Source organism: Streptomyces sp. NPDC094034 (genome assembly GCF_040303865.1).
In the GTDB taxonomy this organism is placed as follows: domain Bacteria; phylum Actinomycetota; class Actinomycetes; order Streptomycetales; family Streptomycetaceae; genus Streptomyces.
In genome coordinates, this window is the sequence record NZ_JBEOUD010000008.1 from 23,085 (window position 1) to 41,636 (window position 18,552).

18 protein-coding genes and 5 tRNA genes are annotated in these 18,552 nt (G+C 69.6%); 16 read left to right on the forward strand and 7 right to left on the reverse strand.

Annotated elements, in window-relative coordinates:
• Positions 1-184: 184 nt before the first annotated feature.
• The 4 genes from ABTZ59_RS10025 to ABTZ59_RS10040 all read right to left on the reverse strand — a co-directional run bounded on the left by ABTZ59_RS10025 (position 185) and on the right by ABTZ59_RS10040 (position 5,552).
• Positions 185-766: a GTP-binding protein gene (locus ABTZ59_RS10025; protein WP_189282429.1), complete on the reverse strand. Its 582-nt coding sequence runs from the start codon at positions 764-766 to the stop codon at positions 185-187.
• Complete coding sequence (locus ABTZ59_RS10030) at positions 747-1,154, reverse strand: DUF742 domain-containing protein (RefSeq protein ID WP_030351795.1); 408 nt, start codon at positions 1,152-1,154, stop codon at positions 747-749. The genes ABTZ59_RS10025 and ABTZ59_RS10030 overlap by 20 nt, the downstream gene beginning before the upstream one ends.
• 108 nt (positions 1,155-1,262) lie before the next feature.
• Positions 1,263-1,676, reverse strand: coding sequence for a roadblock/LC7 domain-containing protein (locus ABTZ59_RS10035; RefSeq protein ID WP_030351794.1), 414 nt, complete (start codon positions 1,674-1,676; stop codon positions 1,263-1,265).
• A 9-nt stretch (positions 1,677-1,685) separates the two neighbouring features.
• Positions 1,686-5,552, reverse strand: a complete 3,867-nt coding sequence (locus ABTZ59_RS10040) for a nitrate- and nitrite sensing domain-containing protein (RefSeq protein WP_351393598.1) — start codon at positions 5,550-5,552, stop codon at positions 1,686-1,688.
• 577 nt (positions 5,553-6,129) lie between these two features.
• Between ABTZ59_RS10040 and ABTZ59_RS10045 the strand changes: the two genes are divergently transcribed.
• From ABTZ59_RS10045 to ABTZ59_RS10085, 9 genes are all read left to right on the forward strand, one after another.
• Positions 6,130-6,306, forward strand: coding sequence for a hypothetical protein (locus tag ABTZ59_RS10045; protein WP_351393601.1), 177 nt, complete (start codon positions 6,130-6,132; stop codon positions 6,304-6,306).
• Positions 6,307-6,413: 107 nt separating this feature from the next.
• A complete protein-coding gene (locus tag ABTZ59_RS10050) occupies positions 6,414-7,199 on the forward strand; it encodes a fumarylacetoacetate hydrolase family protein (protein WP_351393604.1) in 786 nt (261 codons plus the stop codon).
• Positions 7,192-8,664, forward strand: a complete 1,473-nt coding sequence (gene gltX / locus ABTZ59_RS10055; RefSeq protein WP_351393607.1) for a glutamate--tRNA ligase — start codon at positions 7,192-7,194, stop codon at positions 8,662-8,664. The genes ABTZ59_RS10050 and gltX overlap by 8 nt, the downstream gene beginning before the upstream one ends.
• A gap of 27 nt (positions 8,665-8,691) precedes the next feature.
• The gene (locus tag ABTZ59_RS10060) at positions 8,692-9,411 is read left to right on the forward strand and encodes an HAD family hydrolase (protein ID WP_351393609.1); all 720 of its coding nucleotides are present in this window, start codon (positions 8,692-8,694) and stop codon (positions 9,409-9,411) included.
• A gap of 87 nt (positions 9,412-9,498) precedes the next feature.
• Positions 9,499-9,570: transfer RNA gene (locus ABTZ59_RS10065), tRNA-Gln, on the forward strand.
• Positions 9,571-9,589: 19 nt separating this feature from the next.
• Positions 9,590-9,662, forward strand: a tRNA-Glu gene (locus ABTZ59_RS10070).
• Between the two features lie 61 nt (positions 9,663-9,723).
• A tRNA-Glu gene (locus ABTZ59_RS10075) sits at positions 9,724-9,796 on the forward strand.
• 17 nt (positions 9,797-9,813) lie between these two features.
• A tRNA-Gln gene (locus tag ABTZ59_RS10080) sits at positions 9,814-9,885 on the forward strand.
• 16 nt (positions 9,886-9,901) lie between these two features.
• Positions 9,902-9,974: transfer RNA gene (locus ABTZ59_RS10085), tRNA-Glu, on the forward strand.
• A 247-nt stretch (positions 9,975-10,221) separates the two neighbouring features.
• Here the strand turns inward: ABTZ59_RS10085 and ndgR are convergent.
• Complete coding sequence (gene ndgR, locus ABTZ59_RS10090) at positions 10,222-10,938, reverse strand: IclR family transcriptional regulator NdgR (protein ID WP_030351789.1); 717 nt, start codon at positions 10,936-10,938, stop codon at positions 10,222-10,224.
• Positions 10,939-11,120: 182 nt separating this feature from the next.
• Here ndgR and leuC point away from each other — a divergent pair, with 182 nt between their 5' ends.
• The 4 genes from leuC to ABTZ59_RS10110 all read left to right on the forward strand — a co-directional run bounded on the left by leuC (position 11,121) and on the right by ABTZ59_RS10110 (position 14,288).
• Positions 11,121-12,560 (forward strand): 3-isopropylmalate dehydratase large subunit, encoded by a 1,440-nt coding sequence (gene leuC / locus ABTZ59_RS10095; RefSeq protein WP_351393613.1) that lies wholly within the window; start codon positions 11,121-11,123, stop codon positions 12,558-12,560.
• Positions 12,561-12,562: 2 nt separating this feature from the next.
• On the forward strand, positions 12,563-13,171 hold the full coding sequence (gene leuD / locus ABTZ59_RS10100; protein WP_351393616.1) for a 3-isopropylmalate dehydratase small subunit: 609 nt from the start codon (positions 12,563-12,565) through the stop codon (positions 13,169-13,171).
• Between the two features lie 104 nt (positions 13,172-13,275).
• Entirely contained in the window at positions 13,276-13,503 is a 228-nt protein-coding gene (locus ABTZ59_RS10105; protein ID WP_351393619.1) for an SCO5555 family protein, read from the forward strand.
• Positions 13,504-13,646: 143 nt separating this feature from the next.
• Entirely contained in the window at positions 13,647-14,288 is a 642-nt protein-coding gene (locus ABTZ59_RS10110) for an HU family DNA-binding protein (protein ID WP_249953756.1), read from the forward strand.
• A 113-nt stretch (positions 14,289-14,401) separates the two neighbouring features.
• Here ABTZ59_RS10110 and ABTZ59_RS10115 read toward each other — a convergent pair whose 3' ends face one another.
• Together ABTZ59_RS10115 and cofC are read right to left on the reverse strand one after the other, a co-directional pair.
• Entirely contained in the window at positions 14,402-14,605 is a 204-nt protein-coding gene (locus ABTZ59_RS10115) for a hypothetical protein (protein WP_249953755.1), read from the reverse strand.
• Between the two features lie 42 nt (positions 14,606-14,647).
• Positions 14,648-15,337 carry a 2-phospho-L-lactate guanylyltransferase gene (gene cofC / locus ABTZ59_RS10120; protein ID WP_351393624.1) on the reverse strand — a complete coding sequence of 230 codons (690 nt, stop codon included), beginning with the start codon at positions 15,335-15,337 and terminating at the stop codon, positions 14,648-14,650.
• Between the two features lie 172 nt (positions 15,338-15,509).
• On the opposite strand from cofC, the gene ABTZ59_RS10125 reads away from it, so the two are divergent.
• From ABTZ59_RS10125 to ABTZ59_RS10135, 3 genes are all read left to right on the forward strand, one after another.
• Positions 15,510-16,256: a lysophospholipid acyltransferase family protein gene (locus tag ABTZ59_RS10125; protein WP_351393627.1), complete on the forward strand. Its 747-nt coding sequence runs from the start codon at positions 15,510-15,512 to the stop codon at positions 16,254-16,256.
• Positions 16,253-17,254 (forward strand): NAD(P)H-dependent glycerol-3-phosphate dehydrogenase, encoded by a 1,002-nt coding sequence (locus tag ABTZ59_RS10130; RefSeq protein ID WP_351393629.1) that lies wholly within the window; start codon positions 16,253-16,255, stop codon positions 17,252-17,254. The genes ABTZ59_RS10125 and ABTZ59_RS10130 overlap by 4 nt, the downstream gene beginning before the upstream one ends.
• Before the next feature lie 111 nt (positions 17,255-17,365).
• Positions 17,366-18,538, forward strand: coding sequence for a D-alanine--D-alanine ligase family protein (locus tag ABTZ59_RS10135; protein WP_351393632.1), 1,173 nt, complete (start codon positions 17,366-17,368; stop codon positions 18,536-18,538).
• Positions 18,539-18,552: the final 14 nt, after the last annotated feature.

An 18,552-nucleotide genomic window follows, 5' to 3' on the forward strand; every position in this document is an offset into this window, starting at 1 on the left:
GGGCATAAAGAGCGAGCCCCGGCAAAAGGCGGGGCTGATGTGAGCGCAGCGGCACCGGATGAGTGCGTCGGGTGTCCGGAGACCGTGAATTCTCTGTCGAAATGTTATGAACATGGAGGCGGGCCGTGTCGAAGGACATAGCCCGCCTCACGCATCCCCTACGTCAACTACCGTAGTCGGCCGTCTACTTGAGTCGGGCCATGAGGGCGTGTTCGACGAGGGTGATGAGTCCGCTTTTGGCGTCGGCGCGGTGGCGGGCGTCGGTGGTGATGATGGGGGTGTCGGGGCCGATCTGGAGTGCTTCGCGTACTTCGTCGGGGGTGTAGGGCTGGTGTCCGTCGAAGCCGTTGAGGGCGATGACGAAGGGGAGTCCTGAGTTTTCGAAGTAGTCGACGGCGGGGAAGCAGTCGGCGAGGCGGCGGGTGTCGACGAGGACGACGGCGCCGATGGCGCCGCGGACGAGGTCGTCCCACATGAACCAGAAGCGGTCCTGTCCGGGGGTGCCGAAGAGGTACAGGATGAGGTCTTGGTCGAGGGTGATGCGGCCGAAGTCCATGGCCACGGTGGTGGTGGTCTTGTCTCCGGTGTGGGTGAGGTCGTCGATGCCGGCGGAGGCGCTGGTCATGACGGCTTCGGTACGCAGCGGGTTGATCTCCGAGACGGCGCCGACGAACGTGGTCTTGCCCACGCCGAAGCCGCCCGCCACCACGATCTTCGCGCTGGTGGTCGACCGTGCCGCTCCGCCGCTAGAGCTTGCGAAGTCCACTGAGCACCCTTTCGAGCAGTGTCACATCCGGCGTGCCGCCGGCCTCTCCGTTTCCCGGCTGGTGGATCGCGACCATGCCCGCCTCCGCCAGGTCGGCCACGAGGATGCGCGCGACGCCCAGCGGCATCGTCAGCAGCGCCGACACCTCGGCCACCGACTTGACCTCACGGCACAGGTGGCAGATGCGCTGGTGCTCGGGGAGCAGGGTGGCGAGATGCGCCGGGTCTGCCGTCGTACTGACCAGCGCCTCGATGGCGAGCTGGTACCGCGGCCTGGTCCGGCCGCCGGTCATGGCGTACGGACGTACCAGCGGCTGATCGCCTTCAGGACCGTACGACGCGTCGACCGAGGCGCCGTACGGATCGTGAGAGGCGGGTGGCGGGGTCATGAATCCTCCGGGCGTGACAGCAGGATGTCTGCGTGCCGTCTGACTTGGCCGGTGGGGGGCCGGTTGGGCGGCCTGACGGTATGGGGCTTGGGGCGGTCCTCGGGAGCCTCAGTGCAACAGACTTCCCTGAAGCTCGGCGCGCAGGTCCGGGGTGAGGACCGTACCGGCGCGGTCGACCAGGAGGGCCATTTCGTACCCCACCAGACCGATGTCGCACTCGGGGTGCGCGAGCACGGCCAGGGAGGAACCGTCGGAGACGGACATGAGGAAGAGGAAGCCGCGCTCCATCTCCACCACGGTCTGGTTGACCGGGCCGCCTTCGAAGATCCGGGAGGCCCCCGCGGTGAGCGAGGTCAGACCGGACGCCACGGCCGCGAGCTGATCGGCGCGGTCGCGGGGGAAGCCCTCGGACATGGCCAGCAGAAGTCCGTCGGCGGAGACCACCACGGTGTGGGACACCCCAGGGGTGTTGTCCACAAAGTTGGTGATCAACCAGTTCAGATTCTGCGCAGCCTGACTCATCGGACTCAACTAACGCTCCTGCTGGTGAGAGGTGCCGAGGTTGAAGCCGTTGTTCGCCGGGCCGGTGTTGCCCGCCTGACGACCCTGCTGAATACCCCGACGGAGATTGGTCAGCCGGCCGCGTACGTCAGCCGGCGCACGCGAGACCTGCGGACCGGCCTGGTTGTTCTGTTCCTGCGCGGTCCCCGGCACCAGATTGGCACGCGGGACCCGGCGGGGCAGACCGGAGGTGGTGATGCCGCCGGCCTGGGGCTTTTTGACCCGCTCGGCCTGGCGTACCAGCTCGTCGTTGGGCGATGTACGCCAGGAGGACGTGACGCCGACGCCATGGGCGCTGGAACCGTTCCCCGAGGCGCCGAAACCGGAACCATTCGTACCGGACGTCTGGAATCCCGAGCCGTTGGTGCCCTGACCGCCCGGCCCCGAACCGTTGGCGGGCTCGCGCCGCGGCATCGGCTCGCGCTGCTGCTCGGGCGGCATGGGAGAACGCTCGGCAGGACCGCGGTCCCCCGGCTGCTGCCCGCCACCCTGCTGCGCGCCATGGAACCAGTTGGTCTCCAGGGTGTCGTACAGCGGGGTACGGCCATCACCGGGACCGGCCGGGGGCAGTGCCTCCTGCTGGGGCTGCGGCGGCAGGCTCGGCCGCCGGTAGCCGCCCTCGGAACCGGGCGCCGGCGCGGGTGCCGGGGGCCGCGGGGCGTTGAAGCCCTGCTGCGGAGCGCTGTACTCCGACGGCGGGTACTGCGCCGACGGGTACTCCGCCTGCGGGCGGAAGTCGGACTGCGCGTTCTGGCCCTGCGGTACGCCGTACTCCCCGGAGCCGTAACCCGCGGGGGCCGGCGCGTTGAAGTCCGGTCGCGGGAACGCGGCCGTGGCGGCGGCATCCTGCGGGCCACCGCGCTGCGCCGGGTTCTGGTCGGGGCGGGGCCCGTTGAAGTCCGGCCGCTGGAACTCCGACGTGGAGCCCGGGCCCTGCTGCTCGGCCGTCGGCCGGGCGAACTGGCCCCCCGAGTCGTGCTCCTCGTGTCCGCGCGGGGCGTCCAGCGAGGCACGCGGCGGGAGCGCCTGCTGCTCGCTGCCCCAACTCGTCGTCTGCGGGCGCTGGGCCTGGGACCCCGGGTTGCCGCCTGGCAGTTCGGCGCGCGGTCCGCCGGGCGGCGGGAGCTGCCGGCCGCGGTCGGGGGCGCCACCCTGGGGACCCTGCTGGAAGGCGTTCTGGGCGTGGCCGCTGAAGCCGTTCTGACCGCCCTGGCCTGCCCTGACCCCCTGGTCCTGACCGGTGTTCGGGCCGTTCTGCGCGCCGGTACGGTCCTCCGTACGGCCCTGTCCCTGGCCCTGGCCGCCCTGTCCTTGTCCCTGACCACCCTGGCCGGGTCCGTTCTGGGGCGGTGCGCCGAAGGCGTTCTGGCTGAAGACACTGGGCTGACCGGAACCCTGACGCTGCGGATCGCGCGATCCACCGCCCTGGGAGCCGCCCTGGCCTCCGTCGCGGGACGGCAGCGCGGCGCGCGGTCCCGTACCGGCGTTCACCTGGCCGCGCGGCGCACCCGCGCCGAGCAGCCCGCCGCCGGATCCGGCACTGACACCGGGGCGGTTGCCACCGGCCGCACCGGGGGCACCGGCCAACTGGCCGCCCGTACCGGCCGGAGCCTGGCCCGCGCCGTTCTGGCCACCGGGACCGACGCCCGCGCCCGGCCGGCCCACCTGGCCCTTCTTGCCGCCGTGGGCGACATCGACCGGCAGCATGACCAGCGCGGTCGTACCGCCCGAGTCGGAGGGGCGCAGCTGAATCCGGATGCCGTGGCGCAGGGAGAGCCGGCCGACCACGAACAGACCCATGCGGCGCGAGACCGAGACATCCACGGTGGGCGGCGAGGCGAGCCGCTCGTTGATCGCCGCGAGGTCCTCGGGCGAGAGGCCGATACCGGTGTCGTGGATCTCGACGAGCACCCGCCCGTCGGGCAGCGCGTGACCGGTGACCCGGACCTTCGTCTGCGGGCTGGAGAACGAGGTGGCGTTCTCCAGCAGCTCGGCGAGGAGGTGCACGAGGTCGTTGACGACCCGGCCGGCGACCTCGGAGGTGGGCACCGAGGACAGTTCGATGCGCTCGTACTGCTCCACCTCGGAGGCGGCGGCACGGAGCACGTCGACCAGCGGGACGGGGCGGGTCCAGCGGCGGCCCGGCTCCTCGCCCGCGAGGACGAGGAGGTTCTCACCGTTACGGCGCATACGGGTCGCGAGGTGGTCGAGCTTGAAGAGCGAGGAGAGCTGGTCCGGGTCGGCCTCGCGGGACTCCAGCTCGGAGATGAGGGACAGCTGGCGCTGGATGAGGCCCTGGCTGCGGCGCGAGAGGTTGGTGAACATCGCGTTGACGTTGCCTCGCAGGAGGGCCTGCTCGGCGGCGAGCCTGACCGCCTCGCGGTGCACGTCGTCGAAGGCCGCGGCGACCTTTCCGATCTCGTCCTTGGAGTGCACACCGACCGACTCGACCGAGGTGTCGACATCCTGCGGGTCCGAGTCGGAGAGCTGCTTGACCAGCTCGGGCAGCCGCTCCTGGGCGACGCGCGTCGCGGTGTCCTGGAGCCGGCGCAGCGAGCGGATCATGGAGCGGGCCACCACGAAGGCGCCGACCAGCGAGACCCCGAGCACCAGCAGGATCACGGCGGCGTTGATGATCGCGTCCTGCTGCGAACTGGTGCGCAGCTCGCGGGCCTTGCCCTCCATCTCGCCCAGCAGCGTGGCCTCGATGGTCTTCATCGCGTCGATCCGGGTGGACGCCTGGTCCGTCCAGTCCAGATACGAGCGGCTGGGCTGTGCCGCGAGCCCGTCGGTGGTGGCGAGGACGCGGTCCGCGTACTTCTCGGACGCCTGGATCTCCGGGTTGCCCTGGCCGTTGAGCGGAGCCATCAGCTCTTCGGCGTCGCCGCCCATCGACTCGTACAGCCGGCTGAAGGAGGTGAGGGCGTTCTTCTCCTTGGTCGCCGCGGCCAGACCGTAGAGACGGTCGTTCTCGGTGAGCTTGCCCTTGGTCTTCGGGCTGGCCGGCAGCGCGGCGGCGATGATCGCCCGCTGGATCGACGCGTACTCCTTGGCGGACGAGAACGCGGCCAGCGCGCGGGTCCGCTTGATCATGTCCGGGTTGCTGGTCGCCTGCGCCATGTCCTGCGAGAGGCTCAGCAGCGAGTCGATCAGTCCGCTGTACGCGTCGACCGTCAGCGAGTCCGCGTCCGACGTGTAGGCGCCCTCGCGGATTTCGCTGATCTTGTTGACCTGGGTGGCGATCTGGTTGACGTTGGAACGGATGCTCTCCAGCGCCTGATCGCCATCGGTGTTCCCGATGTCGACCGTGGCACCGAGGAACGCCTTCTTCGCCCGGTCGGTCGCCGTACGGCGGTCCTGGACCTTGAAGTCCTTGGGGTTGACGCCGTTGTTGAGCGGACCCGCCGACTCGTCACGCTCCAACTGGAGCGCGGCGGCCAGGCTGGTCGCCTCCTTGGTCATCTTGGTGAGCAGCTGCATGTGCTCCAGCTGCTGCATGTCGTTCAGCGACTCGTTGATCCGGAGCCCGCCCAGGGTGGTGGCCGCCACCACGGGGAGGGTGAGGAGCGCCACCAGGCGCGTACTGATGCGCCAGTTGCGCAGCGCTATTCGTGACCCCGCGTCAGTCGGCGCCGCCGCCTTGGGCGCTGACTGGGGCGTGACCGGGGACCCGGCGCCGCCCGGCGCGGTCCCGGGGCGTCCGGCACGGCCGCCGGTCTCGCCCGACGGTGCCGGGCCCGGGTTCTGGGTGTGCTGGGGCGAGGAGCCGCGGTCGGTTCCGCCACGGGACTCCTGCTCCGCCGCAGCGCTGCTATCCCTCTTGAAACGTCCCTGCACTAGCGTCGCAACCTCTGGACCAGGCGTCCCCCCGCGAGCGGCGGGACGGTGTCGGCGTCGTGGGGCGCTGAACGCTCCCCATGGTGGTCGTGAGTGACCGGCGCTTGCTCCCCTTCCCCACCGCCACTCGGCGCTGCGTTGCGCCCTTGCGCGCCGGTACTTGAAACCCGCGGCGGTGGGGGGAATTCCAGCACAGTGCAGGATCTCCAACAAGGGCCGACGGGGCCCCTGTGACGTGAATGACACGGTGTGAGCGGCGCATCACAAGCCGTAGGAAGGGTTCGCGGAGGAAAGGGACTTTTATTGACGAGCTCCCTACGGGTGGGGGGTGTCCCAGTCCTCATGATCAGGAGCGGAATGTAACGTTCAGTAACGCATTGTCCGTTTCCTCGATCATCAAGCTCTGCCCGTAATGCGGGAAATGCCCGGCGAGTCGTGAGCAAACTCACACGGTGATCGCCGATGGATCCCCGCTCCGGCGGGGAATCGGGTGTTTAGCCTGACGCTTTACAGGGATGGCATATCCGACAAGTGGCGCCCCCGGCGCCCGTACTACCGACAGGGTCTGACAGCAGAGATGAAGACGACGATGATCTTCCGCACCACCGCCAACCCCCGGCGCACCACGCTGGCGCATCTGAAGGACGCCGAGGAACTGGTCCCCGTGGAGCAGCCGGAGCACTCCGTCGAGCTGCCGAACCGGACCGCCAACCCCCGCCGTACGACCCTCATGGACGCGCCCGTCGCCCAGTAGGTTCCCGCCGGGCCCGAATCCGGCTGATCCACCTCCCCCCTCCTCTCGTCTAGCCTGGACTGTCAGTCTCCAGACCAGCCAGCAAGAGTGAGGGGCGACAGCAACCCGTGCGCATCGCCAGATTCTCCATCGACGGCAATGTCGCCTTCGGCGCGGTCGAGGGCGACGGCAGCGGCGACCCCGCCGGCCTCGTCCTCGACATCATCAAGGGCATTCCGTACGCCGACTTCGAGCTCTCCGGCACCAAGGTCCCGCTGAGCAAGGTCCGCCTCCTGCCGCCCGTGATCGGCAACAAGATCCTGGGCATCGGCCGCAACTACGCCGATCACGCGGCCGAACTGGGCAACGCCGTAACGGAAGTGCCCGTCGTCTTCCTCAAGCCGACCACCGCGCTGATCGGCACCGGCGACGCCATCGAGTACCCCTCCTTCTCGCGGGAGGTCCACTACGAGGCCGAACTCGCCGTCGTCATCGGCCGGATGTGCCGTGAGGTGCCCCGCGAGCGCGTGAAGGACGTCATCTTCGGCTACACCTGTGCCAACGACGTCACGGCCCGGGACGCCCAGCGCGGTGAGAACCAGTGGTCACGCGCCAAGGGCTTCGACACCTCGTGCCCGCTCGGGCCCTGGGTGGAGACCGACCTCGACCCCTCCGACCTCACCCTTCAGTGCACGGTCAACGGCGAGCAGCGCCAACTGGGCCGGACGAGCGACATGATCCGCTCCATCGAGGACGTGATCGTCCACATCACCGAGGCCATGACGCTGCTCCCGGGCGACGTCATCCTCACGGGCACCCCCGCCGGGGTCGGCCCCCTCAGCGTCGGCGACGAGGTCGCCGTCACCATCGAAGGCATCGGCACTCTCACCAACAAGGTGATCAAGCGTGGCTAACGGACCCGTCCGTGTACGTTTCTGTCCCTCGCCGACCGGTAACCCCCATGTGGGACTGGTCCGCACCGCCCTGTTCAACTGGGCGTTCGCCCGCCACAGCGGCGGCACCATGGTCTTCCGCATCGAGGACACCGACGCGGCGCGCGACTCCGAGGAGTCCTACGCGCAGCTGCTCGACTCGATGCGCTGGCTGGGGCTCGACTGGGACGAGGGGCCCGAGATCGGCGGGCCGCACGCGCCCTACCGCCAGTCGCAGCGGATGGACCTCTACCGCGACACCGCGGAGAAGCTGCTCGCCGCGGGCCACGCGTACCACTGCTACTGCACCACCGAGGAACTCGAAGCGCGGCGCGAGGCTGCCCGCGCGGCCGGCCGGCCCTCCGGGTACGACGGCCACTGCCGCGATCTGACCGCGGAGCGGAAGGCGGCGTACGAGGCCGAGGGCCGGACCTCCATCGTCCGCTTTCGGATGCCCGACGGGCCGATCACCTTCACGGACCTGGTCCGCGGTGAGCTGACCTTCACCCCGGAGAACGTCCCGGACTACGGCATCGTGCGGGCCAACGGCGCCCCGCTCTACACGCTCGTCAACCCGGTCGACGACGCGCTGATGGAGATCACCCACGTACTGCGCGGCGAGGACCTGCTCTCCTCCACCCCGCGCCAGATCGCGCTCTACAAGGCGCTGATCGAGCTGGGCATCGCGAAGGAGATCCCGGCGTTCGGGCACCTCCCGTATGTCATGGGCGAGGGCAACAAGAAGCTCTCCAAGCGCGACCCGCAGGCGTCCCTCAACCTCTACCGCGAGCGCGGCTTCCTGCCCGAGGGGCTGCTCAACTACCTCTCGCTGCTGGGCTGGTCGCTCGCCGCGGACCGCGACATCTTCACGATGGACGAGATGGTCGCCGCGTTCGACATCGCGGACGTCAACGCCAATCCGGCCCGCTTCGACCTGAAGAAGGCCGAGGCGATCAACGCCGACCACATCCGGCTGCTGGACGTGAAGACGTTCATCGAGGCATGCGGTCCCTGGCTGAAGGCCCCGCACGCCCCCTGGGCGCCGGAGTCCTTCGACGCCACGGCCTTCGAGGCACTCGCCCCGCTGGCGCAGACCCGGGTCACGGTGCTCTCGGACATCACCGCCAATGTCGACTTCCTCTTCCTCGACGCGCCCGTGGAGGACGAGGCGTCCTGGACGAAGGCGATGAAGCCGGGCGCGGACGCGCTGCTGGCCACGGCCCGTACGAAGATCGCCGAGGCGGAGTGGAACGCCGAGGCGCTCAAGAACGCGGTGCTCGCGGCGGGCGAGGAGCACGGCCTCAAGCTGGGCAAGGCCCAGGCGCCGGTCCGCGTCGCGGTCACGGGCCGCACGGTGGGCCTGCCGCTCTTCGAGTCCCTGGAGATCCTGGGCCGCGAGCGCACCCTGTCCCGGATCGACACGGCGCTGGCGAAGCTGACGTCCTGAGAGTCGTCGCGGGGTACTGTCGGAGTCATGCCGATACGTGCCGTCCTCTGGGACATCGACGACACTCTCTTCGACTACACCAGCGCGGACCGCGCCGGCATGCGGACCCATCTCGCGGCCGAGGGCCTGGCCGACCGATTTCCCACGGTCGACCGGGCCCTCGGGCGTTGGCGGGAGATCACCGATCTGAACTGGGACCGGTTCGCCGCGGGGGAGACGGACTTCCAGGGGCAGCGGCGCGACCGCGTGCGGATGTTCCTCGGGGCCGAGCTGAGCGACGCGGAGGCGGACGCCTGGTTCGAGCGGTACATCGTTCACTTCGAGTCCGCCTGGTCGCTGTTCCCCGACAGTCTCGCCGTGCTCGACGGGCTGGCCGCCGACTACCGGCAGGCCGTCCTGTCCAACTCCAGCCTCCGCAACCAGGACCGCAAGCTCCGTGTCCTGGGGGTACGGGACCACTTCGAGACCGTGCTGTGCGCGGCCGAGCTGGGGGTGGCCAAGCCCGACGCCGCGGCCTTCCACGCCGCCTGTGACGCGCTGGCGCTGGACCCCGGGGAGGTGGCCTACGTGGGCAATGAACCGGACATCGACGCGGGCGGCGCGACGGCCGCGGGGCTCGCCGGCGTCTGGCTGGACCGGGGCGGCCTCGGCGGGCGTCCCGAGCTGATACGGATCACCGATCTCGGCCAGCTTCCCGGCCTGCTGCGGGGCGATACCCGTTTTGGAGCGCTGTCCGCGATCGGGTAATGTTCTTCCTGCGCCGCCCGGGAAAACCGAAAGGTTCGACCGGGAGACGCAAGCCAGACAAACCCCCGCATGGGGGTTCAGTTTTGGTGGGCTATGGTGTAATTGGCAGCACGACGGTTTCTGGTTCCGTTAGTCTAGGTTCGAGTCCTGGTAGCCCAGCGCAGATGTTGTCTGCAACGCCCCCGTTGTGTAGCGGCCTAGCACGCTGCCCTCTCACGGCAGTAGCGCCGGTTCGAATCCGGTCGGGGGTACAGATCCTTCTCTCCGATGTCTTCGGGTCGCACCCGGATACGTCGATGCAGGATCGCTAGGGCCCCCGTTGTGTAGCGGCCTAGCACGCTGCCCTCTCACGGCAGTAGCGCCGGTTCGAATCCGGTCGGGGGTACTGGTCTAAACCACCTATGGGCTATGGTGTAATTGGCAACACGACGGTTTCTGGTTCCGTTGTTCTAGGTTCGAGTCCTGGTAGCCCAGCTGGACTTCGGTCCATGCCCCCGTTGTGTAGCGGCCTAGCACGCTGCCCTCTCACGGCAGTAGCGCCGGTTCGAATCCGGTCGGGGGTACAACAGCAGTACGGAAAGGCCCTTCCGTTCACGGGAGGGCCTTCTCGCTGTTCGCCGCCGCTGCCACCACGCCGTCAACCGCCGCTGTCGAAGGGCCTGTTGGACTCCGCTGCCGCCACTCGCATACGCCGCTCGCATACGGCGATACCGGCCCGGCCGCTGCGACGCTGGAGCGGCCTGCCGGTGGAAGCGGGCAGTGGAACGTACGTCACGGTGAGTACGCCGAGAGCCGGCGGGAGGGGCGGGATCAGCCGCTGCGGCGCAGGGCCTCGCTCAACCGGCCCGCCGCGTCTATCACGGCCTGGGCGTGCATCCGGCCCGGGTGCCTGGTGAGCCGCTCGATCGGTCCGGATACCGAGACCGCCGCGACCACGCGGTTGGAAGGCCCCCGTACCGGCGCGGAGACCGAGGCCACGCCCGGCTCGCGCTCGCCGATCGACTGGGCCCAGCCCCTGCGCCGTACGCCCGAGAGCGCCGTCGCGGTGAACCTGGCCCCCTGGAGACCGCGATGCAGCCGCTCGGGCTCCTCCCAGGCCATCAGGATCTGGGCCGAGGAGCCCGCTTTCATCGTGAGCGTGGAACCGACCGGGACCGTGTCCCGCAGTCCGGAGAGCCGCTCCGCCGCCGCCACGCATATCCGCATGTCGCCCTGGCGCCGGTAGAGCTGCGCGCTCTCGCCGGTCATGTCCCGCAGATGTGTGAGCACGGGCCCGGCCGTGGCCAGCAGACGGTCCTCGCCGGCCGCGGCGGCCAGCTCGGCAAGCCGCGGGCCGAGAATGAACCGGCCCTGCATGTCCCTCGCCACCAGCCGGTGATGTTCCAGTGCCACGGCCAGTCTGTGGGCCGTGGGCCGTGCGAGCCCGGTCGCCGCGACCAGTCCGGCGAGGGTGGCCGGACCGGACTCCAGGGCGCTCAGTACCAGAGCAGCCTTGTCGAGAACGCCGACGCCGCTAGAGTTGTCCATGAAACGATATTCTCGTCTCACTCTGTGAAACGCAAGTTCAATTTCCCAGGGAACTTGCGAACCTGTATGGACGGGCCCGCGGACCGACGGGTCTCCAGTCGACGTCCGGTGCGCGGGGGCGCGGGCGTGGGCCCACATATCTCTAGGAGCGCCGGCTGTGAGAGCCGGTCGGAGGGAAAGCGATGGGTAGGACACTCGCGGAGAAGGTCTGGGACGATCATGTCGTCCGGCGCGCAGAGGGCGAGCCCGACCTCCTCTTCATCGATCTGCACCTGCTGCACGAGGTGACCAGCCCCCAGGCCTTCGACGGCCTCCGCAAGAGCGAGCGCAAGGTCCGGCGGCTCGACCTCACCATCGCGACCGAGGACCACAACACCCCGACCCTCGACATCGACAAGCCCATCGCGGACCCCGTTTCCCGAGTCCAGTTGGAGACGCTGCGCAAGAACTGCGCCGACTTCGGCGTACGGCTGCACCCGCTCGGCGATGTCGAGCAGGGCGTCGTCCATGTCGTGGGGCCGCAGCTGGGGCTCACCCAGCCCGGCACCACCGTGGTCTGCGGTGACAGCCACACCTCCACCCACGGCGCCTTCGGCGCGCTGGCGTTCGGCATCGGCACCAGCCAGGTCGAGCATGTCCTGGCCACCCAGACGCTGCCGCTCGCCCGGCCCAAGACCATGGCGATCACGGTCGAGGGCGAACTGCCCGCCGAGGTCACCGCCAAGGACCTGATCCTCGCGATCATCGCCAGGATCGGCACCGGCGGCGGCCAGGGCTACATCCTCGAATACCGGGGCTCCGCCATCGAGAAGCTCTCGATGGAAGCGCGGATGACCATCTGCAACATGTCCATCGAGGCCGGGGCCAGGGCGGGCATGATCGCCCCCGACGAGACCACCTTCGGCTATCTCAAGGGCCGGGACCACGCCCCCGAGGGCGCGGACTGGGACGCCGCGGTCGCCTACTGGCGGACGCTGCGCACCGACGACGACGCGGTCTTCGACGCCGAGGTCTTCATCGACGCCGCGGAACTGGCCCCGTTCGTCACCTGGGGCACCAACCCCGGCCAGGGGGCCCCGCTCTCCGCCAACGTCCCCGACCCGGCTTCGTACGAGGACGCCTCGGAGCGCCACGCCGCCGAAAAGGCCCTGGAATACATGGGGTTGACCGCAGGGCAGGCGCTGCGCGACATCACGGTCGACACCGTCTTCGTGGGCTCCTGCACCAACGGCCGTATCGAGGACCTGCGCTCGGCGGCCTCGCTGCTCGAAGGCCGCAAAGTCGCCGACGGCGTACGGATGCTGGTGGTCCCCGGTTCGGTACGGGTCGCCCTCCAGGCCGTCGAAGAGGGCCTGGACAAGGTCTTCACCGCCGCGGGAGCGGAGTGGCGGCACGCGGGCTGCTCGATGTGTCTGGGCATGAACCCCGACCAACTCGCCCCCGGTGAGCGCTCCGCGTCCACCTCCAACCGCAACTTCGAGGGCCGGCAGGGCAAGGGCGGCCGTACCCACCTGGTCTCTCCCCAGGTCGCCGCCGCCACCGCCGTGCTGGGGCATCTGGCCTCGCCCGCCGATCTGTCCGACACCGATGCCGGCGCCCGTACGCCCGCTGGAGCGCGATAACCATGGAAGCCTTCACCACCCACACCGGCCGGGCCGTACCGCTGCGCCGCAGCAACGTGGACACCGACCAGATCATCCCCGCCCACTGGCTCAAGAAGGTCACCCGCGACGGCTTCGAGGACGGGCTCTTCGAGGCCTGGCGCAAGGACCCCGAGTTCGTGCTCAACCGCCCCGCGTACGCGGGGGCGACGGTGCTGGTCGCGGGACCGGACTTCGGTACCGGATCGTCCCGTGAACACGCCGTATGGGCCCTGCAGAACTTCGGTTTCAAGGCCGTCATCTCGTCCCGGTTCGCCGATATCTTCCGCGGCAACTCGCTCAAGAACGGTCTGCTGACCGTGGTTCTGGAGCAGCCGGTCGTGGACGCCCTCTGGGCGATCGCGGAGAGCGACCCCACGACGGAGGTCGCCGTGGACCTGGAGCAGCGCCAGGTGCGGGCGACCTCCCCCGACGGAGCAACGCTGACGGCTGATTTCGAGCTTGACGAGAACGCCCGCTGGAGGTTGCTGAACGGGCTCGACGACATCAGTCTCACCCTTCAGAACGAAGCGGACATCGCCGCCTACGAGGCCGCCAGGCCGTCCTTCAAACCGCGCACAATTACCGCCTGAGCAGCGCTTTTCCCCTACTGCACCCCCTGCCTCCTGGCAGGGGGTGCAGTTGCTTGTTGAGCCCCCGTCGGGCGACAACTCGCCCCAGATGGCACAATCGGTGCATGGAACGCGACAGCCAACTCAAGCTCTACGGGTTAGTCGCCGAACAACTCAAAGAAGCGCACGCGAGGGTGCGTGCACTGCAAGTCCCGGATGGCGTACGGATGGCGCTCTCCCGGAAGCTGCTGGTCATCACGGCCGCGGCGAAACATGACCTCCCGGAAGCGGCACGTCGTCTGGACCGCTTGATGAAGGACCTGGACGAGGGTCGATTTCCGGAAGGCGACTGACCTCCGCGGATCTCCGCCAGGTCGACTTCGTTGCGGCACTAGGGTGATTAGCCCGTTTCGTGTTTGATTTGCGGTATATATCTGCCTAACGTGCGAAAAAGCTTGAACACTTTCGTTCTGGCAATGTCTCCGAAGGGGAAGACGTGAACAAGGCGCAGCTCGTAGAAGCGATTGCGGACAAGGTCGGCGGCCGTCAGCAGGCCGCGGACGCGGTGGACGCGGTTCTCGACGCGATCGTCCGCGCGGTGGTCGCGGGAGACCGGGTCTCGGTCACCGGATTCGGTTCGTTCGAGAAAGTCGACCGCCCGGCCCGTTACGCCCGTAACCCGCAGACCGGTGAGCGCGTCCGGGTCAAGAAGACCTCCGTGCCGCGGTTCCGCGCGGGGCAGGGTTTCAAGGACCTGGTCAGCGGCTCGAAGAAGCTCCCGAAGAACGATGTGGCCGTCAAGAAGGCACCCAAGGGCAGCCTCTCGGGCGGTGTTTCCGCCCGTACGACCGTGAAGGCCGCGGCCAAGAAGGCCACCGCCAAGACCGCGGCGGCCCGCAAGACCGCGGTCAAGAAGGTCACCGCGGCCAAGAAGACGGCGGTCAAGAAGACCGCCGCCAAGAAGGCCACGGCGAAGAAGGCCACGCCCGCGAAGAAGACCGCCAAGACGGCGGCGGCCAAGAAGGCCACGGCGAAGAAGACCGCGCCGGCCAAGAAGGCGACGGCCAAGAAGGCCCCCGCGCGAAAGGCCACCGCGCGCACCACCACCGCGAAGAAGACCGCCGCCAGGAAGAAGTAGGCAGCAAGCGGCACAGGGCCACACGCGCCGGGCCGGGCTCCCCTCGGGGAGCCCGGCCCGCGGCGTTGTACGGGGTACGCGGTACGGGAAGGCGCTGGGGCGGCGTGCGGCCGTCAGAGCGTCTGGAGCGTCACCAGCGTGATCCTGAGGGACGCGCCCTCGCCCTCGGTCTCGATCCGGACGCGCTGTCCTGGCCGCAGCAGCCGCAGTCCGCCGGCGTCGAAGGCGGCCGCGTCGAATTCCACCGGGGTGCCGTCGTCCAGCAGCACACTCCCGGCGCGGGTCTCGGAATCGTAGGTGTACGAGGTCGCCTGCATAACCGCAGCGTAGCGGTCCTCCGGGGCCCGCGGAGGCCGTCCTCAGCTCCCCGGCCGGGGAGCGGGCAGCGGGCCGTGCGGTGCGTACCCGCGGGCCGTGTACGGGCCCAGGCCCAGTGCCGCCGCCGCCCGCAGATCATCGCCCGTGTCCACGTCCCGTCGTACGGAATCCACCCCGGTCAGGACTATTTCCACCGCGCCCGAGGACAAATGCCGATGCCGGGAGGGACCGCCGAAAGCCGGATTCAATTCGGCACCGGGCGCGGCCGTGAGCAATGTCGTACCGATTTCGGCGGCATCCGCGAGAAAGGCGCGCGGAAATTCCTCCGCGGCGGAGAGCACCCGCGCCAGTTCCGCGGGCCGCAGTGCCGGCAGATCCGCGTTGAGCGCCGCCACGGCTGCCCGTGGCCTGACCGCCCTGACGGCCCGCGCGCCATGTGCCAGCGCCGCGTTGAGACCATTCGCCGGGGCGTCCGGCACGATGCGCGCCCCCAGCTCGGCCAGTTCCGCGCTCGCCGTCGGATCGTCCGTGACGACCACCACATCCCGGACCACCGGGCTGGCCAGCGCGGCTGCCACGGTGTCCTGCGCGAACGCCAGGGCGAGCCGCGGACGCAGGGCGTCGCCCGCCGCCCCCGCGAGCCTGCTCTTGGCCAGCCGGAGCGGTTTGAGGGGAACGACCAGAGACCAGCGAGCGGTCGCGTCGGTGTTCGTGGCGAACTCTCCGTCCATGCTGTGGCGGCCCAGGTGTATCCGCCCTCTATTGTGGCCCGGCACCGTCCCGGCCCACAGAGGCGGCCCCGGAGACGGGGCGTACGGTGTTCTCGACAGAGCAGGGGCCCGGGGCCACACTTGACCCCCGGCAGCCGGGCAATGAGCCGGGCGACAGGAGAAAGGTGTCCGAGTGTCCCGCCGCAGAATCGGCTTCTGGTACCGCCTTGCGGCGGCCATCGCGAAACCGCCGCTGATCGTGCTGCTCAAGCGGGACTGGAAGGGTGCGGAGCACATTCCGGCACACGGCGGATTCATTACCGCCGTGAACCACAATTCGCATCTCGACCCGTTCGCGTACGCGCACTTCCAGTACAACACAGGCCGCGTTCCGCGCTTCCTCGCCAAGCACGGCCTATTCACCAAGGGATTCATCGGGGCCGTGATGCGCGGCACCGGCCAGATCCCCGTCTACCGCGAGACCAGCGACGCGCTGAGCGCCTTCCGCGCCGCCATCGACGCCGTCGAGCGCGGCGAGTGCGTGGCCTTCTACCCCGAGGGCACCATCACCCGCGACCCCGGGCAGTGGCCCATGACCGCCAAGACCGGTGTCGCCAGGGTCGCCCTCCAGACCAAGTGCCCGGTCATCCCCATCGCGCAGTGGGGCGCCAACCTGCTGCTGCCGCCGTACGCGAAGAAGCCGAACCTCCTCCCGCGCAAGACGCACCATGTGCTCGTCGGACCGCCCGTGGACCTGGCGCGTTACTACGGCAGGGACATCACGCCCGAATTGCTGCGTGAGGTCACCGAGGTCATCATGGCCGCGATCACGGAACTGCTCTCCGAACTGCGCGGGGAGCCGGTGCCCACGGCCGCGTACGACCATCGCAAGGCCAGGGCGGAACAGCGGCGCAAGGCCGCGGAAGAGGGGTCGAAGTGACGCGGGTCGCGGTCTTCGGAGCGGGGTCATGGGGCACGGCGTTCGCCATGGTCCTCGCCGACGCGGGATGCGAGGTGACGGTCTGGGGCCGCCGCCGGGAGGTCGCCGACGCGATCAACACCACGCGCACCAACCCGGACTACCTGCCCGGCTTCGAACTGCCCATGGGCGTACGGGCCACCACCGACCCCGCGGAGGCGGCGCGCGGCGCCGAGTTCACGGTGCTCACCGTGCCCTCGCAGACGCTGCGCGGCAATCTCGCCGAGTGGGCGACCGTACTGCCCGCCGACACCGTGCTCGTCTCGCTGATGAAGGGCGTCGAACTCGGCACGGCCAAGCGCATGAGCGAGGTGATCGAGGAGGTCGCCAAGGCACCGGCGGAGCGGGTCGCCGTGATCACCGGCCCCAACCTCGCCAAGGAGATCGCCGGACGGATGCCCGCCGCCGCCGTCGTCGCGTGCCGGGACGAGGACGTGGCGCGCCGCCTCCAGGCCGCCTGCCACACCTCGTACTTCCGCCCGTACACCAACACCGACGTCGTCGGCTGTGAACTCGGCGGCGCGGTCAAGAACGTCATCGGTCTCGCCGTCGGAATCGCCGACGGCATGGGCCTCGGCGACAACACCAAAGCCTCCCTGATGACCCGGGGCCTCGCGGAGACCACCCGGCTCGGCCTCGCCATGGGCGCCGATCCGCACACCTTCTCCGGCCTCGCCGGCATGGGCGATCTGATCGCCACCTGCTCCTCGCCGCTCTCCCGCAACCACACCTTCGGTACCAACCTCGGCCGCGGGATGACCCTCCAGGAGACCATCGCGGTCACCAAGCAGACCGCGGAGGGCGTCAAATCCTGTGAGTCCGTGCTGGACCTCGCCCGCCGCCACGGCGTCGACATGCCGCTCACGGAGACGGTGGTGGACATCGTGCACAACGGCAAGCCGCCGCTCGTCGCGCTCAAGGAACTGATGTCGCGCAGCGCCAAGCCCGAGCGCAGCTGACCCCGCGACCGCCGCCGCGACCGACTCCGCCGCCGACTCCGGGCGGCGGTCTCTGACTCGGCCGCGACCAACGCTGACTCGGGCGCTACCAACAGGTACTCTCATCGCGATATGAGCAGCGAGAACTCCCCCCAGAGCCCTGAGCAGCAGCTCCGCAAGCCGCGCGTGGCCGTCGTCTTCGGCGGACGGAGCTCCGAGCACGCCATTTCCGTGGTCACGGCCGGGGCCGTACTGCGGTCCATCGACCGGACGAAGTACGACGTCCTGCCCATCGGAATCACCACCGACGGCCGCTGGGCGCTCACCGCCGACGATCCGGAGCGGATGGCCATCGCCGACCGCGCGCTGCCGAGCGTCGACCAGATCGCCGAGTCGACCGACGGCGGCGTCGTACTCTCCGTCGACCCGGGCAACCGCGAGGTCGTCTACAGCGAGCCGGGTTCCGTACCCAAGGCGCTGGGCGAGGTCGATGTCGTCTTCCCCGTACTGCACGGCCCGTACGGAGAGGACGGCACCCTCCAGGGCCTGCTGGAACTCTCCGGTGTCCCGTACGTCGGCGCGGGCGTCCTCGCCTCCGCCGTCGGGCAGGACAAGGAGTACATGAAGCGGGTGTTCACCTCCTTCGGGCTGCCCGTCGGCCCGTATCTGGTGATCCGCCCCCGCGAATGGGAGCAGGGACCCGAAGGAGCCAAGGGCGCCGCCGCCCGCGAGAAGATCGTCGACTTCGCCGCGGAGCACGGCTGGCCGCTCTTCGTGAAGCCCGCCCGCGCCGGATCCTCCATGGGGATCACCAAGGTCGAGGACGCCTCGGGGCTGGACGAGGCGATCACCGAGGCCCAGCGCCACGACCCCAAGATCCTGGTGGAGTCGCTGCTGCGGGGCCGCGAGATCGAGTGCGGGGTGCTGGAGTTCGAGGATGGCCCGCGCGCCAGCGTGCCCGCGGAGATCCCGCCGGTCACGGCGCACGACTTCTACGACTTCGAGGCCAAGTACATCGACTCGGCCACCGGCCTGGTGCCCGCGCCCCTCACCGAGGAGCAGACGGCCGAGGTGCGGCGGCTCGCCGTCGAGGCGTTCGAGGCCGCCTCCTGCGAGGGCCTGGTCCGCGCGGACTTCTTCCTCACCGAGGACGGCGAGTTCGTCATCAACGAGATCAATACGCTGCCGGGCTTCACGCCCATCTCGATGTTCCCGCGGATGTGGCAGGAGAGCGGCGTCGGTTACCCGGAGCTGATCGACCGGCTGATCCAGGCGGCGCTGCGCCGGCCGACCGGGCTGCGCTGACGCCCGTACCGGAG

What these genes read in the sequence shown, in the direction of transcription:
- ABTZ59_RS10060 (WP_351393609.1), top strand. Translation starts at nt 8,692, where the DNA reads ATGCCGATACGTGCCGTCCTCTGGGACATCGACGACACTCTCTTCGAC.
- leuC (WP_351393613.1), top strand. Translation starts at nt 11,121, where the DNA reads ATGGGTAGGACACTCGCGGAGAAGGTCTGGGACGATCATGTCGTCCGG.
- ABTZ59_RS10035 (WP_030351794.1), bottom strand. Translation starts at nt 1,676, where the DNA reads ATGAGTCAGGCTGCGCAGAATCTGAACTGGTTGATCACCAACTTTGTG.
- ABTZ59_RS10045 (WP_351393601.1), top strand. Translation starts at nt 6,130, where the DNA reads ATGAAGACGACGATGATCTTCCGCACCACCGCCAACCCCCGGCGCACC.
- cofC (WP_351393624.1), bottom strand. Translation starts at nt 15,337, where the DNA reads ATGGACGGAGAGTTCGCCACGAACACCGACGCGACCGCTCGCTGGTCT.
- ABTZ59_RS10105 (WP_351393619.1), top strand. Translation starts at nt 13,276, where the DNA reads ATGGAACGCGACAGCCAACTCAAGCTCTACGGGTTAGTCGCCGAACAA.
- ABTZ59_RS10030 (WP_030351795.1), bottom strand. Translation starts at nt 1,154, where the DNA reads ATGACCCCGCCACCCGCCTCTCACGATCCGTACGGCGCCTCGGTCGAC.
- leuD (WP_351393616.1), top strand. Translation starts at nt 12,563, where the DNA reads ATGGAAGCCTTCACCACCCACACCGGCCGGGCCGTACCGCTGCGCCGC.
- ABTZ59_RS10135 (WP_351393632.1), top strand. Translation starts at nt 17,366, where the DNA reads ATGAGCAGCGAGAACTCCCCCCAGAGCCCTGAGCAGCAGCTCCGCAAG.
- ABTZ59_RS10115 (WP_249953755.1), bottom strand. Translation starts at nt 14,605, where the DNA reads ATGCAGGCGACCTCGTACACCTACGATTCCGAGACCCGCGCCGGGAGT.
- ndgR (WP_030351789.1), bottom strand. Translation starts at nt 10,938, where the DNA reads ATGGACAACTCTAGCGGCGTCGGCGTTCTCGACAAGGCTGCTCTGGTA.